Source organism: SAR202 cluster bacterium (assembly GCA_016872285.1).
In the GTDB taxonomy this organism is placed as follows: domain Bacteria; phylum Chloroflexota; class Dehalococcoidia; order Lucifugimonadales.
Genome location: VGZZ01000012.1, coordinates 26,556 through 41,215 on the forward strand (window position 1 = coordinate 26,556; position 14,660 = coordinate 41,215).

At 58.1% G+C, this 14,660-nt stretch carries 17 protein-coding genes; 3 read left to right on the forward strand and 14 right to left on the reverse strand.

What is annotated here, in order from left to right:
* Positions 1-2: 2 nt before the first annotated feature.
* Genes FJ320_05180 through FJ320_05190 form a run of 3 tightly spaced genes read right to left on the reverse strand, consistent with a single transcriptional unit; the run spans position 3 to position 1,158 of the window.
* Positions 3-419 carry a type II toxin-antitoxin system VapC family toxin gene (locus FJ320_05180; protein MBM3925368.1) on the reverse strand — a complete coding sequence of 139 codons (417 nt, stop codon included), beginning with the start codon at positions 417-419 and terminating at the stop codon, positions 3-5.
* Between the two features lie 5 nt (positions 420-424).
* Positions 425-748: a hypothetical protein gene (locus FJ320_05185; GenBank protein MBM3925369.1), complete on the reverse strand. Its 324-nt coding sequence runs from the start codon at positions 746-748 to the stop codon at positions 425-427.
* An 8-nt stretch (positions 749-756) separates the two neighbouring features.
* Entirely contained in the window at positions 757-1,158 is a 402-nt protein-coding gene (locus FJ320_05190; protein MBM3925370.1) for a hypothetical protein, read from the reverse strand.
* Between the two features lie 106 nt (positions 1,159-1,264).
* On the opposite strand from FJ320_05190, the gene FJ320_05195 reads away from it, so the two are divergent.
* Positions 1,265-2,185 carry a cyclase family protein gene (locus FJ320_05195; protein ID MBM3925371.1) on the forward strand — a complete coding sequence of 307 codons (921 nt, stop codon included), beginning with the start codon at positions 1,265-1,267 and terminating at the stop codon, positions 2,183-2,185.
* A gap of 153 nt (positions 2,186-2,338) precedes the next feature.
* Here the strand turns inward: FJ320_05195 and FJ320_05200 are convergent, their stop codons facing one another.
* The 7 genes from FJ320_05200 to FJ320_05230 all read right to left on the reverse strand — a co-directional run bounded on the left by FJ320_05200 (position 2,339) and on the right by FJ320_05230 (position 8,500).
* Positions 2,339-2,563: a hypothetical protein gene (locus FJ320_05200; GenBank protein MBM3925372.1), complete on the reverse strand. Its 225-nt coding sequence runs from the start codon at positions 2,561-2,563 to the stop codon at positions 2,339-2,341.
* 218 nt (positions 2,564-2,781) lie between these two features.
* Entirely contained in the window at positions 2,782-3,555 is a 774-nt protein-coding gene (locus FJ320_05205; protein MBM3925373.1) for an MOSC domain-containing protein, read from the reverse strand.
* A gap of 196 nt (positions 3,556-3,751) precedes the next feature.
* On the reverse strand, positions 3,752-4,762 hold the full coding sequence (locus tag FJ320_05210; protein MBM3925374.1) for a 2-dehydropantoate 2-reductase: 1,011 nt from the start codon (positions 4,760-4,762) through the stop codon (positions 3,752-3,754).
* 26 nt (positions 4,763-4,788) lie between these two features.
* A complete protein-coding gene (locus FJ320_05215; GenBank protein ID MBM3925375.1) occupies positions 4,789-5,100 on the reverse strand; it encodes a GIY-YIG nuclease family protein in 312 nt (103 codons plus the stop codon).
* An 80-nt stretch (positions 5,101-5,180) separates the two neighbouring features.
* Positions 5,181-6,314 carry an amidohydrolase gene (locus tag FJ320_05220; GenBank protein ID MBM3925376.1) on the reverse strand — a complete coding sequence of 378 codons (1,134 nt, stop codon included), beginning with the start codon at positions 6,312-6,314 and terminating at the stop codon, positions 5,181-5,183.
* 212 nt (positions 6,315-6,526) lie between these two features.
* Positions 6,527-7,627, reverse strand: coding sequence for an amidohydrolase (locus FJ320_05225; GenBank protein MBM3925377.1), 1,101 nt, complete (start codon positions 7,625-7,627; stop codon positions 6,527-6,529).
* A gap of 81 nt (positions 7,628-7,708) precedes the next feature.
* Positions 7,709-8,500 carry an enoyl-CoA hydratase/isomerase family protein gene (locus tag FJ320_05230; protein MBM3925378.1) on the reverse strand — a complete coding sequence of 264 codons (792 nt, stop codon included), beginning with the start codon at positions 8,498-8,500 and terminating at the stop codon, positions 7,709-7,711.
* Positions 8,501-8,585: 85 nt separating this feature from the next.
* Between FJ320_05230 and FJ320_05235 the strand changes: the two genes are divergently transcribed.
* The gene (locus FJ320_05235) at positions 8,586-10,103 is read left to right on the forward strand and encodes an MFS transporter (GenBank protein MBM3925379.1); all 1,518 of its coding nucleotides are present in this window, start codon (positions 8,586-8,588) and stop codon (positions 10,101-10,103) included.
* Between the two features lie 19 nt (positions 10,104-10,122).
* Here the strand turns inward: FJ320_05235 and FJ320_05240 are convergent, their stop codons facing one another.
* The 4 genes from FJ320_05240 to FJ320_05255 all read right to left on the reverse strand — a co-directional run bounded on the left by FJ320_05240 (position 10,123) and on the right by FJ320_05255 (position 14,035).
* Complete coding sequence (locus FJ320_05240) at positions 10,123-11,811, reverse strand: C1 family peptidase (GenBank protein ID MBM3925380.1); 1,689 nt, start codon at positions 11,809-11,811, stop codon at positions 10,123-10,125.
* Positions 11,812-12,066: 255 nt separating this feature from the next.
* Entirely contained in the window at positions 12,067-12,396 is a 330-nt protein-coding gene (locus tag FJ320_05245) for a peroxiredoxin family protein (protein MBM3925381.1), read from the reverse strand.
* 48 nt (positions 12,397-12,444) lie between these two features.
* Complete coding sequence (locus tag FJ320_05250) at positions 12,445-12,579, reverse strand: redoxin domain-containing protein (protein MBM3925382.1); 135 nt, start codon at positions 12,577-12,579, stop codon at positions 12,445-12,447.
* 76 nt (positions 12,580-12,655) lie between these two features.
* On the reverse strand, positions 12,656-14,035 hold the full coding sequence (locus tag FJ320_05255) for a hypothetical protein (protein ID MBM3925383.1): 1,380 nt from the start codon (positions 14,033-14,035) through the stop codon (positions 12,656-12,658).
* A gap of 153 nt (positions 14,036-14,188) precedes the next feature.
* Between FJ320_05255 and FJ320_05260 the strand changes: the two genes are divergently transcribed.
* Complete coding sequence (locus tag FJ320_05260) at positions 14,189-14,614, forward strand: hypothetical protein (GenBank protein MBM3925384.1); 426 nt, start codon at positions 14,189-14,191, stop codon at positions 14,612-14,614.
* Positions 14,615-14,660 lie beyond the last annotated feature (46 nt).

Sequence of the window (14,660 nt, forward strand, 5' to 3'; positions counted from 1 at the left end):
GATCACGGAAGAGACACAATAGTTATCCCGTTGAGATGTTCATAATGCCTTCTATTATTTGTCAGCAGCGTACAACCAAATCTTAACGCGCAGGCGGCTACCCAGGCATCGTTGTTTGACATCGCTCTGCCCTTTTGGTGGCTTTCTGCCCTTATAGACCCAAAGGCAACAGCCAAGTCCTTGTCATAGGGCAATACTACGTATGCTCTGAGCGCATTTTCTAATACCTCAATTTGCCCCTTACCCCAACGCCGTATCTTTGACCAGGCATATAACTCGCCAACCGTAATAAAAGATAGGCATCCGAATTTGCTGGTAAGATAAGTCAAATAGGGTTTAGACCGCGTATCACCCTTGTGAATGAATGAAAAAACACAAGTATCCAGCAATGCCCGCTCTGTTTGAAGGGCCACGCTAATTAGCCTTAAGAGTCCTTACGCCAATCCATGACAGCGCTTATGAAATCATCGATGTTCTCATTGGCAGGCCACCAGTAGGCAAGCTTATTCGTTTCCGTAATGGGTCGAACACCCTGCTCCTCAGCCAATTGGTCAAAGGATGCTGGCGACCAAAAGGTATCTGGGATTGCCTTATCCTCAACAATCCATCCAAAGTCAGCGTAGGCGGCTGTTCCTGTAGAACCACCTGACACTGTGTATATTAGAAGCGCTTCCTCAACTATTTCCTGCTGCTGAAGACCACGTTTAACTCTTATCTCTTTGACATCGTATTCGTATAAGGTAATCATAGCTTTTGTTACGCTCCCTGCTTTACTACTTGGAACTGAATTTTCTTTTTCTGGTCATCATCAACCAAGATCGTAAGCTCATAAGTGCCCGGATGATCAAATTCCATCCGTTTGATTGATTTAACTAGGATTGCACCGAACTTTTGCCCTGATTCCCAAACTGGTGGGAGTTTGAGACTTATACCCTCTTCTCTTACAAACTTGCCATTTGGATCTAAAAGTACAATCTTTACAGTTTTTTCGAGGCCCTTTTCGGAAGCGTCCGCTTCGAAACGAACCACCAGTTGTAATTCTGGGTGGGTCGCCGGAAAGGTCTGGGCGAAGATTTGGTTGAACGCCCCTAAAATGTTAAGCTTCCCTTGCTGCGAAATGTTCGCCGCATCCGCAAGTAGAGCTAAGGTAACTTCCATTAAAATGGTCCAGAAAAAATGTCCGGTTATGCTTGACTACCCTACTTTACCATATAAATATCATACAACCGAGCGAATGATTGCCAACGAATAGGAGGCTCCCCCCATGACCACAAAACAGCGCATCCCAACAAAACAAGACGTCCTCTCCTACCTGCACGACCGCACCAACTGGGGGCGGTGGGGGAAGAAGGGGAGCGCGGGGGCGATGAACCTGATCACGCCCTCGAAGACCATGGCGGCGCTGAAGCTGCCCAAGAAGGGGCGGACGGTGTCGATGAGCAGGCCGTTTAACACCACGCCGTCGATGGAGAACGGGAGGCCGGCGCAGCATTACATGATGGTGCAGGACAGGCCGCCGGGTGGCGGCGCCTCTATGGACTTCTACGGCATCTTCTACCACGGCCAGTCGACGACGCACATCGACGCGCTGTGTCACGTGTGGGACGAGCGGGGGATGTGGGACGGGAAGGACGCCAAGGAGGTGCTGAAGTTCGACGGGGCGAGGTACGGGTCGGTGGACGCGTGGAAGGAGGGGATTATCACTCGAGGGGTGCTGCTGGACGTGCCGCGGCATCGCAAGAAGCCGTATGTGACCATAGAGACGCCGGTGCACGGGTGGGAGCTGGAGGATATCGCCAGGGCGGAGGGGGTGAAGCTGGAGGCGGGGGACGCGGTGATGGTGTACAGCGGCCGTGAGGCGTATGCCAAGGCCCACAATGGCTTGTGGGGAGGCGGGGTGGAGAGGCCGGGGCTGCACGCGTCGTGCCTGCCGTTTTTGCGGGACAACGATGTTTCCATATTGGGGTGGGATATGATGGACCACCAGCCCAACGAGTACGGGCTGCCGTGGACGGTGCACGGGGCGATTTTTGCCTACGGGGTGGCGCTCCTGGACAACGCGCTGCTGGAGCCGCTGGCGAAGGTGTGCGCCGAGGAGAAGCGATGGGAGTTTTTGGTGACGATTAACCCGCTGTATGTGATTGGGGGGACGGGGTCGCCGGTGAACCCGATAGCTGTGTTTTAGTGGGGAGGGATGAGAAGGATTCCAGGGAAGTTGGTGTATACCTGGCGGACGAATCGTGGAGCTAGTGCTTCACCCTCACCTTAAATCCTCTCCCATCAAGGGAGAGGAAAGAAAAGAGTGGGGCGACGCTGTTGCTGTTGGTCCTATCGTCGGCTAGTCCACGCGGACGGCGACGTTGTTTTCCAGGTTGAGGGTGACGGGGAGGCCCAGATGGTCGCGGAGGTGGTCGAGGGTGATGACGCCGGCTTTGATGACGAAGGTCATGGGGAGGCCGGTGGTGTTGGCGCGGAGCAGGGCCTGGAGGTCGCCATGGTTACCAAAGGGTCGGCAGTCGAGGAGCGTTCCGCCCACCCTGACGGCTTGGATGGTCTCTTTCATACCCCTCCACCTCCCTTGGATTAGCGGACCCACGAGGTCTGGTCTATGAGCGGTCAACAATTCTAGCGACCCTCTCGGTGAGCATCTACATTAATTAGAACGCATTTTAGCTTTTTCTGTCAGGCCCTAGACTGACAGAACTAGGCTGTTAGTTAAAAATTCTTCCTGAACAAAAAACGCATGAAGCCAAAAGCGCGTCAATTAGATTTTTGCGGGACTCAGGATGACAAAACTGAAACCTGGTCGCCGAGGGAGATTTTGCCAGGATGGTCAACGATGCCGTAGACGCCCATGTAAGCCTTAACGTCGGGTCGGTAGGAGAGGATCAGGCGCAGGGTGTCGAAGTCGCGGGCGCCGGAGTCGGGGTCGTGGGTGGTGATGGCACATCGGGGGTCACGCTTGACCATTCGCAGCACCAGGCTCTGGCCGATTTTTATAGTTTTGCCTATCCACGAGTCCTCCTCGTTGGGTATACAGCCATCGATGACCAGGTTGGGGCGGAAGCGGCGGGGGTCGGAAGGCATGGAGATAGAAGAGTCTTTGGCCCGAAGAACCAGCTCGTCCACCGAGGCCTGGGAGACCAGGGAGACGGGGAATTCGTCGTAGGACTGGCCGGGGTAGTCGGAGCGGACGAGAAGGACGGGATGGCGGAGGAAGTCGGAGAGGGCGGCGTTCCAATCGCCATCGACGAGGCGGCCACCTACCTGCCGGCCCCAGAAGGGGATGGCCACGGGGCCGCCGAGGTCTAGGGGGCCGTCTAGCGTATTGCCGGTGGGGAAATCGAGGTGGAGGCGCTCGGGGTCGAGGCGGTATTCGGCCTTGATTTGCACCATGTGTCCGATTTGCCGCTGGGTCATAAGCTGGCCCGAGGCGTCGATGATGAAGAAGCGGCGGTCCTCTAGGATGCCGGTGGGGGAGACGTGGACGATGGAGGCGCACTGGAGGGCGAGGGATTTGACGGGGGAGATGAAGATTTCTTTGACGGTGGGCATAGGAAGTAGTTTAGCGGAACTCCTTTATGTTGTCCTTCCTAGTGTAGACCGAGTAAGAGATAAGGGAAGTGTGGTTATGCCTGACGGACGGGGCGTAGTGCTAGGGCTTCACCCTCACCTTAATCCTCTCCCATCAAGGGAGAGGAAAGGAGAAGGACAAGGCGACCTCGCCCCTACGGATAAATGACGAACCTCGTTATAAAAGCTTCTCTAGTTCCAAAATGTTAGCGTCGTCTTGCTGGCGGCGGCCTTGTTCAACGTCTTTGACGAGGGCGATCATACGCTCGGTCAAAGGGGTAGGGATGCGGCACTGGCGGCCTTTTTCGACGAAGGGGCCGAGGACATAATCGACTTCGGTGGGGCGCTTGCGGACAGCGATGTCGCGCCAGGGGCCGGAGAAGACTTTGACGAAGGGCCGGTAGTGGTCGGCGTACTGTTGGAAGAGGGGGAGGGTGGCCTCGAAGTCGAGCTTAGCGAAGGCTGGCGGGTCGAAGGGGACTTCGGCGAAGGGCTCCAGCTTGATCCCGTCGGCCTGGCACACGGCGATGCCTTCTTTGAAGCAGGCATAGAGGATGCGCTGGACGCGCGGGTTGGCAAACATGGCGGGGACGGGGGATGTGCCCAGGGCGTTGCCGATGTAGAAGTAACCCCAGACCTGCTTGGACCACTTGTGGCCCATGATGTTGCCGGTGATGAAGGTCTCCTGGGCTTTTGAGAGGACTTTTTGCAGTTCGACGAGTCGGGGCGTGGTGCGGCCATCGAGTTCGCCTATCTGATAAGGGCCGTGGTTACCATACTCGATGTGGCCGGGGGACTGGTAGTCGCCGCCCCACTGCACCAGGCAGCCGACGGTGCGCTGGGGGCCGATGAGTTTGGCGATGGTCTCCTCGTTGACACCGTTCTGAAAGCAGACCAGGGTGGACTTGGGGCCGAGGTGGGGCATGAGGGCGTTCATGGCGTCGAGGGTATGGAGGGACTTGACGCAAAGGAAGACGGTGTCGAGGGGGCCTTTTAGCTGATGGGGCTCGAGGGCTTTGGGGCGGACGCGGAACTCGCCGGCGAAACCGGTGACGCGAAGGCCGTCGGCGTTGATGCAGCGGACGTGGTCGGCGACCTTGTCCACGAGGGTGACGGGCTGGCCGGCTTTTTCCAGGAGGGCGCCGGTGAGGCCGCCGATGGCGCCGGCGCCGAAGATGGTAATTTGCATTTTCTACCTTTCAATAAGCGCAAGGATTAGCTATCAATCGCTCGTGCTGAGCTTGTCGAAGCATGAGACTTCGATAGCTCCACGATCCTCTTCCAATCCCTTCGAATAAGAGCTTCCTTTTTAGCCCTAGACCAACCTTTGATTTGGAATTCTGCATCCAGAGCGTAAGACCTTGTAGCGAACTCTTCTACAAAAACGAAACGTACAGGCCTTCGTCTCTTGGTGTACCCGCAAAAGAAGCCGCTTTGATGCTCGCCTATACGTTTATCCAGATTGTCGGCATGCCCGGTGTAGTATGAGCCATCAGAGCATTTGAGCATATAGACGTAAAAAGCCATTGTGCTAGCTAGCAACCCTCGCCCTTCGACAAGCTCATGGTGAGCGACTTAATATCATCTCTTTTCTAATAGCGAGCTCCTTACAGCTTGTACAGCCGCAGGCAGTTGTCCCAGAGGATTTTGCGTTTGGACTCGTCCGAGATGGGCATATGCTTTAGGAAGTACTGGGTGGAGCCGGGGTACTTGGCGTCGGGGTGGGGGTAGTCGGTGGAGAAAACGAAGACGTCGTCACCGACGGCATCGATGGCGTGCTTGGCGGGGGTCTCCTCGCATTCGACGGAGACGTAGGCCTGACGGAAGAAATACTCGCTGGGCTTCATGGACAACTCGGCGTGCTCGACCTTGCCGGCCCATTCCAGATGCTCGTCCAGCCGCCAGAGCCAGAAAGGGAGCCACGAGCCGTTGCCTTCCAGGAAGCCGACGCGCAGCTTGGGGTGGCGGTGGAGGACGCCGCCGAGGGTGAAGGCGGCCACAGCCTGCATCTGCTCGAGGGGATGGGAGACAGCATGCTTCAGGGCGTACTTGCCCCCGCGCTCCCAGCGGTCGTTGCCGGTGGTGGGCTGGTAGGAGTTCATGCCCTCGTGGAAACCCAGGGCTGTGTCCAGGGATTCGATTTCACTCCACAGGGGGTCGTACTTAGGGAGTTCCCAGTATTCGCCCTCGCGGACGGGGTTAGGGCGGAGGAATACGGCTTTGAAGCCCAGATCATTGACGGCGCGTCGAGCTTCTTTAATCGCCAGCGAGACATCGTGGATGGGAAGCATGCCGGAGCCGAACATACGCTTAGGATCTCCGTCGCGGCAGAAATCGGCCAGCCAGTCGTTGTAAGCCCGGGCGATGGCGCTGGACAGCTTCGGCTCCAGGTCGGAGAAGGCGCTGGCGTAAAGACCGCGCGATGGGAAGAGAACGGTCTTGTCGATACCTTCTTTGTCCATAGCGCGGACCTGAGCAGTGGCGTCAAAGTTGCGCTCCAGGTCGTGGGTGTACTGAGGGAGGAGGTCTTTGTTGATTCGATTGGTCTGGGTGGTGATGCCGGTGCCGGTGTGGGGCGGGTTGTTGCGGTGGCCGAGGCGGACGCGAAGGTCCATAGGCCAGTCAGTAAGGCCGATGGGGGCGTGTTTCTTCATGGAGGCCGGCATGTACTTTTGCCACAGGTCGGCGGGCTCCAGGACGTGCATGTCGCTGTCGAAAACTTTAAAACCTTGTTTGGCCACGATTGATACCTCTGGGAGACTTCATGGCAATTATTCAACGGAGGGGCCAGCGAATGCAACCTGGGAAGAAGCGCTTATACGTTTAGCAAGGCAACACTGAGATGCCGCCGGGCAGCCAGGGCGTGAACGCAAAGCCAGTGTGCGGGGTGTGATTGCGCCGAACATGGGGGCCGATTGCCGCGTGTTGTCCGACCGGCCCGGTCGTCTCCCTTCTACTTCGGCGAAGGGAACCTGTACAGCCTGGAGGCGTTGTCATAGACGATTTTGCGCTTCACCGACTCCGGATGGCCCTGGAAGATGCGGTCTATAACCTCCTGGGAATGGGGGAAGGTGCCTTCGTCGTGGGGGTAGTCGCTGCCCCAGAGGAGGGCGCCGTCGCCGATGTAATCCAGGGTGGCGAGGGCTACCTCGTCGTCGCCGAAGGTGACGTGGCCCTGGCGCTTGAAATACTCGCTGGGCTTCATGTCCAGCTTGGGCTGGATCCACATGTGCTTCCGGCCATACTGCTCGTCCATAGCGTAGAGGGTCCAGGCCAGCCAGCCACCGCCGCATTCCACGATGACGAAGTTGAGGTCAGGGTGGCGCTGGGGGATGCCGGCGGCGATGAGGCGGGTGACAGGCTCAATGCCTTCCGCCATGGAGGTGACCATGTAGGTGAGGAAGCCGCCGCTCTTTTCCTCGCCGGGGTTGTCGGGCAGGTGGTCGTTCTCGCCGGTGGTGAAGTGGAGGCTGAAGACCATGCCCGTGTCCTCCAGGACGTCCCATAGAGGCTCATAGACGGGGAGGTTGTAGGGCTGGTTCAGGACGCTGATGGGCGAACTGACGACTCGAAATCCCTTCTTAGCCAGCCGTCGCACCTCCTCGACGGCCTTGGACACGTCTTTGGTGGGGAGGATGGCGGCAGGGGCGAAGCGGTCCTGGTGAGCGCCAAAGATATCGAAGACCCAGTCGTTGTAGGCTTTGGCGGAGGCGAGCTGGAAATTGGCGTCGGGGGAGGCGGTAAGGGCCAGGAGGGAGTTGCAGTAGATGACCTCGCCGGTGATGTTGTCGCGCTTCATGTCCTTGAGGCGGCGGGGAATGTCGCGTCCGCCGAAGGGGTCCTGGCGGAACTGGCGGTTGAGGTCGTCCTCGTTGATGTTGGCCTCGGCCAGGTCATAGCGGCGGGTCTTACGGCCCTCGGCGACGGAGTACTCGCCGCCGTTGATGGTCTCTTTGTGGGGCAAGCGGTGGCGATACTGGGCGGGGACGCGCTGCTGGTAGCTTTCGTCCTCGTCAACGTGGGAGTCGGCGGAGATAAACTTTACGGGGGCCATGGCGTGCCTCCTGGCGAGAGTAAGTTAAAAGGATTTGGGGAGATTTTAGCGCATTTTGGGGACGGATGGGATAGTAGGAACCTAGAACCTCGGTTGCCGCCGCTCTTTGAAGGCCTGGATGCCTTCGGCTGGGTCTGGGTGTGAGGAGAGGTAGTCGACGAAGCTTTCGATTTCTTGAACGACGCCGTCTTTCAAGGGCAGGTCGAGGCCGTGGTGGACGGCGGTCTTGATGCGGCGAAGACTTTCGGCGCTTTTGGGGCGGAGCTGATCGAGGAGGGCCTGGAGTTCCGAGTCTAGCTTGTCGGCGGGGTCGGCGCGCAGGGCCAGGCCCCACCCGGCGGCCTCGGCGCCGGAGAGGCGGCGGCCAGTGAGCATCAGATCCATGGCGCGCTGGTAGCCGACCTTGCGAGGCAACCGCTGGGTGGCGCCGCCGCCGGGCATAAGGCCAAAGTTGGCGTGCTGGTCGCCCATCTGGGCGTCATCGGCGGCGAGGATGAGGTCGCAGGCCAGGGCCAGTTCGAGACCGCCGGCGAGGCAGAAGCCGTGGACGACGGCGATGACAGGAAGGGGAAGGGCTTCCAGACGGAAGAAGAGGCCGTTGAGCAATTCAATGAAGGGCTTAAGTTTTCTCGGCTCCTTCATGACTGATTCGACGTAGCGCAAGTCAGCGCCGGCGCAGAATGCGCGGCCTTCGCCTCGGATGATCAGGGCTTTGAGGCTGGGTGTGGCTTCGACTCGCGAGAGGGCATCGTGAAGCTCGCGGGCCATGGCGGGGTCCAGGGCGTTGAGGGCGTCGGGACGGGCGAGGGTGAGGGTGGCGACAGGGGCGGCGATAGATAGTTTTATGGTCTTGAAGCCGTCTTGAGTGTCCATAGCTCATCATGTTACAGCTTAAAACACGGGTTTGCAGGACAGGATACCCACGGAATATTGCGCCGCTGTCCATGGCGGGAGTAGGATGGCTTCTTGCAGAAATATGGGCCTACTAAGCACATATCGTGAAGTGATGGACACACCGATGCGGCGGCAGGTGGTCGTCGCACTGAGCGCGGCGTACTTGCTGGTGCAGGTGTCCAGCTTCCCGGTGGCGCTGACGCTACCCAGCATTGCCGACCATTTCAACGTGAGCGTGACCACGGCGGCGTGGGTGATGATCGCCAACCTGCTGGTGCTGGGTAGCACGGTGTACCTGGCGGCCAAACTGGGCGACAGGTATGGGCACAAAGAAGCCTTCTTCATCGGCATTGTTATCATAACGCTGGCGGCGGCGGGGGCGGCGTTTTCGCAGAGCTTGGAGCAGTTAATCATTTGCAGGGCGTTGCAGGGCATCGGCGCGGCCTTCGCGACAGGAAACATCAACGCCATACTGGCGGGCACCTTCCCGTGGCAGCAGCGAGGGCGGGCCTTCGCCATGCCGGTGACGGCGGGCCAAGTCGGAGTTTTTTTGAGCCTCATCTTCTTTACCATCTTCCTGCAGTACATAAGCTGGCGGGCCGTCTTCATCACTTTTATTCCTCTTGGGATCATGGCTATCGCGGCGGGATTGCCGCTGCTGAAGCACAAAGACACGCGGCCTCAGTTAGCGCAGGTGCCGATTAATTTTGTGGGCGGGATACTGTTCATCGGCGCGATAGCCACGCTAATCCTGGCGAGCTCACACCTACACTCCGGCGAGGAATCGTTCACCAGCTCGGACGCAATAAGCTACCACATACCGATGCACATACTGTTCGCGGGACTGCTGGCGGCGTTCATCGTGGCGGAATTAAAAATGAAGCAGTCCTTCCTTGATTTCCGGCAGTTTAAGAACAGCAACTTTTCGATGGCGCTGTTTTCGAACATCAGCTTCCACCTATCGATGCTGGCGATTATGACCCTGGTGCCCATTATGGTTCAGAAGGGATTTGCCAAGGACCCTATCTTTATTATCTACGTGCTTCTGCCCCACGAGTGCGTGAACCTGTTCGTGCCGATGGTGGCGGGCTGGTACTACGACCGGCATCGCCCTCGACTGCTGCGTCCTATAGCCCTGTCGCTGATAGCTTTGGGCATAATTCTGGTGGGCATTGTGGGCCTGAGGGTGCCCTTCTGGTACGTACCGCTGCTGATACTGCCGGCGTCCCTGGGGACCGGGCTGTTCAACACCATCAACAACACGGCGATTATGAACTCGGTGTCAGCGGAGCAGCGGGGGTTCGCGTCGGGGATGATAGAGACGACGCGGCACGTGGGGCATACCCTGGGCGCGACGATTGCGGCATCGGCCATGGCGCTGGCGACACCGGTGGCGCTGGACTTGCTGGAGCCGGGGGAGTCGAAGGGATATGTGCGGGACGGCATCCAGGCGGCGACGCTGGCGGTGGTATGGCTGATTATCGCCGGGGCGGTAGTGGCGTTTTACCACAAGGCTGCATTGCCGCTTAAGTCGGGAAGGGATGCGACGCCGCAGGCTCCGGCGTCGGGGGATGGGGGATAGAAATGAGAGAGGGCGCGGACTAAAGTCCGCGCCCTCTCTTCGCGCAGAGTTGGAGAGGCCATTTGGCGATGCCGGTGATGGCAATCATGCCGGTGCCCCACTTGTTCACCCAGTCGACGGGGAGGTAGGCGTAGCCCAGGTCACCCCAGCCGGTGCCCCAGGAGTTCTTCAGGATGAAGTACCCGCCGCCAGAGGCCTTGGGCGCGCCCGCCGGCAGCTTGCTGTTATCGATGTAGCCGGTGATGCAGGCGCAGTGGCCACCATCGCTTTTAGTCTCGTTGGCGCTGTAGGCAACGTAGCCGCCGCTCTGGTTCCGGAAGGAGTCTGGGACGTTGAAGCAGAAGACGATGGGGACTCTATTGGCGAGGTATGCCTTGGCCGTGGATACCTCCTGGTCGTTGGAGAAGGGGTCCCAGATGACGTCGGCGGAGTTAATGCGGAAGCCGGAGGTCCCGGGGATGTCTGTGTCGTAGACACAGACTTCATACCTTTCGATGGTCTCGATGAGCTCGGTCACCGGCTCGCAGACCCACTCCTCGATAATCTCGCTGATAATGCCGCCGATGATGGGTATCTTTTCTACCTCTTTTTCTACCCAGGAGCAGGACTCGGTCACCACCTCTTTAACGTGTTTGGTCTCCACCTGGTAGCACTTAAGGGCGGCCTGGTGGTTGGTGTCTGAGCAGGCCTCGCCGTTGTAGCCGGAGCAGGAGTTGGTGTACCTGCGCTGGCTGTCGCTCTCGGTGCGGGACTGGGACTGGTTGTAGTCCCAGTCCCTCTCGAAGGGAAACTCGTAGGACTTGGTGAGGGCCTGGAGCAGGACGCTATAGGCGGCGTTGTAGCCGTCGCCGTACCAGTCGGGCGGGATAGGGAACCACTTGAGCTTTTCCTTCATGTACAGGTCCTGCTCGGACAGGTTGACCCAGCGGCTGTGCTTGACGGCGATGGCGCTTTCGACGGCGGCGATGATGCCAAAGGCGGTGCAGGTGCCGCGGTTGCCCTGGTCTCGAACGCAGGTGGTGTACCACTTGAGGGGCCACCAGCAGTTGGATAGGATGCCGCTGGCGTTGGCGTTGGTGCCGGGGGTCATGTCCGAGTCGCCGCCGAAGCCTGTGCCCTCTTCCTTGTCGCAGGAAGCGGGGTACTTGGCGGGCTTGAGAGTGAGACCTTTGAGGGCTGTTACCAATGAGAAAGAGGTATTGGCAAGGCTGATAACAGACTTGTTGGCCGCCAGAACGGTCCTGGCGGAGGCAGGTGAGGCCACGGCGGTCAGCTTGGACTTGTCCGCCACGGTTAGCTTCTGACCGGCGGTGATGCCCTGAAGGGAGGTAAAGAGCTTGCCCTGGTACTCCTTGGTGGCCAACTGTCGCCGCATGAGGACGGCGTCGCGGGCCAGGGAGTCGGGGTGGAGGAGCTTGACGGTGCGGACGCTGCCAGCGGCGGTCTTGAAACTTAGCTTGGGCGCTACGTAGTTCTTGGAGGGGCCGAAGGCCTCATAACGCTTCACGATTTCTGAATTGGCGGCGAAGAGCCTTTTGAATTCGCGGCTGGTGTTGGCCCGGGTCAGGGCGTTTTTGTCTATGCTGGACTTGATGGAGGCCGGGGTGATTATCCGGTTCTCGGGCTCTTTTACAAGGGCCTGGAAGTCCGACTTTTTCATCACGGGCAGTGAGGACCGACCGGTTATGGGCTTTAACTGGATTATCATGGTTTGCTAATCTTTGTCGCATACTCCTTAAAGTAATCTTTGGCAATCCTGGTGACAGATGCTCTACCTCAATGCTCTCGGTGTGCTCACGTAGCTGTTTGGCTTTGAGGATTCCACCAAAGCGGCAGACCTTACCTGAAGAAATTCCAATTAAGTAAGATAAGCTGAGGGTGGCTAGCGGAGCGACAGAGCATGGCGCAGGACGCGCTCAGGGCTAATATGGGTTCTCATCTACCAGCAGCGATGTGAAGGATTCTAGGCGCTTTTGCCTTGGGCTTGCTGCTCCAATCGGCGGCGCTCACGGTTGGTGATGGAGGTAATGACCTCGTCCACGTGCATACGGCCTACGGGGCCGGAGGCGTAGAGGGTGCCGAAGAGCGTGCCGCCTCGCAGGACAAGGAACTCCATGGGCTGGGGGTAGTGGCCGTGGTGGTCGTCGGCCCACCAGGGGTCGAAATCGACAAGCTGGTCAGGCCTGACGCCGTAAGCGATGGGGAAGGTGAGGCCGTTGTCGCGGGCCATGGCCTCGGTGGAGGCCTTGTCATCCACTGTAGCAGCGACGACCTGCGCACCCAGGGCCTCCAGGTCTTTAAGCTTGGACTGGTAGGCGACTAACTGCCGCCGGCAGTAGCTTCACCAGTTGCCTCGGTAGAAGAGAAGGACGAGGTAGCGGCCTGTCATGTCGTCGGGGAGGGTGACGGCGCGGCCGTCGGTGAGGCTGAGGGAGAGGCGGGGCAGCTTGTCGCCCTGGGCGAGTTTTTGGGGCATGGGCCACCTCTTGTGGGGTGGGTAAGGGGAGGATACAGGGATAGGATGGGAGAGGGCAAGTAGATTAAGGAATTTCCTATTTCCGTCTTAGCCTTGCCTTGGCAATCTCATGGTCATGGGCTAACTCTAGAAGCCTTTTACCTACGCCAGGAATACTTAAGTCAACATACCTGCAGCCGATTTCTTGAATAGACCAATAGCAGTCCCACAGACATTCAACCGCAAATGTGGTTGGAAAATCCTGATCTGAAGCAGCAAGGACTTTGGCAGCACGCCAGCGAGTCAACGAGTATGGAGTCTCAATAAAGCTAGTTATGGCCTCTGGATAGGGCGCACCTTTCGGTAGACGCGCTAACGATTCCAGGATAGAGCCCTCTCGATACATCTGATGCTTTGGGTCAGAGTGCGCTATGCTCAAAGCTACACGGAGCATGGGCACATCTTTTAACTGGGCGTGCTGCTTCAAAATACGCTCACCTGCGACACGCATACGCCATGAACGAGAGGAGAACCATCCTCTTGCGTCCCGCAAGGTGTATCGGGCCGGCAGAGACTCCATATAATCATATGCGGCATGCCTGTGAGCCGCGCGAGTGCGTGACCGAATAATGCTTACAGCCAGTGGAATAGCGACGGGATTATGTTGTCTCCCTAAAGCTCTGAGAGCAGTCGCAACCACTCTTTCCGAGGTACTCCCTAATGCCTGTTCAAGCAAAGCTGTATCTTCTGCACTTTTCCTAGCGCTTAATATTTGCCCAATAATGCGCCAACTGCCTGAAGGAGCAATTCCTAGCAGTTCCGAGGTTGACATACTCTCATGCGGCTCAGCATTCGTATGACGCTTATGACGTCGCCCCAACTTCTCATAGGCCTCTCTAATATGGGGGTGTGTCTCCTTCCAAGTGTTCCACGGTTCAATGTCAAAATCATAACTATCTAGCCGTTGCAGGATATCTTCTACCGAGAACCGCTGACAGATGATCTCAGCTAAGCTCAGTAGCTTCTTCTGCTCTAGCAGATCGCTAAGAATAAATAGCGCATCGTCCCACTGCGTGCCTGACTCCACCTGGTTACGGAGTACAGCGAGGGCAAGTAGGTGGCCACGCTTTGCCATCTCACCTAACGTGTTGATGGCTATCCAACCTGAGTCCTCTTCCATTAAGCCACTCAAGTACTCTCCTACGCATGTTACATCCATGCTGGTACGCAGCATTATTTCAGCATAGTATTCTTCGCGGTCCTCAATCTGGCGATCCCACTTTGGGTTGTACATAAGACAGTGCATCAATGCCTTGTGCACTTCCATGTAATCTGACTTCAACGCAAGCAGATAGCCAGCGCCGCGGCCGCGCTGAAGCATCCCCAGGAGCGTGTCTGGAGCGGCGAGTTCTACAGCGGTATCCGACATGAGTTGGATTCTAGCATATGCCTTACTTACCTCCGGTTTTAACTTCACAAATCCTCCTCACAATCTTTGCAGACCCTTATTACCCCCGCTCTAAGGTTAGTTGGACGGTTTAATCTCACCTTAGGAGCGGAGTCATGAAGAAGCGGTTGTTTGTAGCCCCGTTGCTGGTGCTGGCCCTGGGCGGGCTGGTGGTCGGGGGGGGTGGCCTTCGCCCAGGAGGGCAGTTCCGACAGCTCTACTACCACAGACTCGACTGCTGCCACCGAGACGCCCAGCTTCCCTGATCGAGTCGCCGGAATTCTCGGCCTCGATAAGGCAAAGGTGGAGTCGGCGTTCCAGCAGGCAGCGCAGGAGGCGGCGGATGAGGCGGTGAGGTCGAGGCTGGACGCGCTGGTAGAGCAGGGGACGCTGACCCAGGCGGAGGCGGATGAGATATACGAGTGGTATCAGTCTAGGCCTGAGGCGCTGTCGAAGATTGCGCCCTTCGGCGGCCCGATGTTTGGGATCGGAGGGCACATGGGGCGGGGGCACGGGCGCCACGGCGGGTTTGGACATTTCGGGTACAAGATTATGCCTGCGCCGGAGGCCGAGGAGACGCCTGCTCCGACGGCTACCACCTCCCTCTAGCCTCGCAGAGTCTCTACTGGGAAAAGTTCGGGGCCGCATAGACGGC

Excerpts from the sequence above, each read along its gene's own strand:
- FJ320_05250 (MBM3925382.1), bottom strand. The coding sequence starts at position 12,579 with ATGCCCCAAAAACTCGCCCAGGGCGACAAGCTGCCCCGCCTCTCCCTC.
- FJ320_05195 (MBM3925371.1), top strand. The coding sequence starts at position 1,265 with ATGACCACAAAACAGCGCATCCCAACAAAACAAGACGTCCTCTCCTAC.
- FJ320_05200 (MBM3925372.1), bottom strand. The coding sequence starts at position 2,563 with ATGAAAGAGACCATCCAAGCCGTCAGGGTGGGCGGAACGCTCCTCGAC.
- FJ320_05240 (MBM3925380.1), bottom strand. The coding sequence starts at position 11,811 with ATGATAATCCAGTTAAAGCCCATAACCGGTCGGTCCTCACTGCCCGTG.
- FJ320_05185 (MBM3925369.1), bottom strand. The coding sequence starts at position 748 with ATGATTACCTTATACGAATACGATGTCAAAGAGATAAGAGTTAAACGT.
- FJ320_05235 (MBM3925379.1), top strand. The coding sequence starts at position 8,586 with ATGGCTTCTTGCAGAAATATGGGCCTACTAAGCACATATCGTGAAGTG.
- FJ320_05225 (MBM3925377.1), bottom strand. The coding sequence starts at position 7,627 with ATGGCCCCCGTAAAGTTTATCTCCGCCGACTCCCACGTTGACGAGGAC.
- FJ320_05215 (MBM3925375.1), bottom strand. The coding sequence starts at position 5,100 with ATGGCTTTTTACGTCTATATGCTCAAATGCTCTGATGGCTCATACTAC.
- FJ320_05230 (MBM3925378.1), bottom strand. The coding sequence starts at position 8,500 with ATGGACACTCAAGACGGCTTCAAGACCATAAAACTATCTATCGCCGCC.
- FJ320_05205 (MBM3925373.1), bottom strand. The coding sequence starts at position 3,555 with ATGCCCACCGTCAAAGAAATCTTCATCTCCCCCGTCAAATCCCTCGCC.
- FJ320_05210 (MBM3925374.1), bottom strand. The coding sequence starts at position 4,762 with ATGCAAATTACCATCTTCGGCGCCGGCGCCATCGGCGGCCTCACCGGC.
- FJ320_05190 (MBM3925370.1), bottom strand. The coding sequence starts at position 1,158 with ATGGAAGTTACCTTAGCTCTACTTGCGGATGCGGCGAACATTTCGCAG.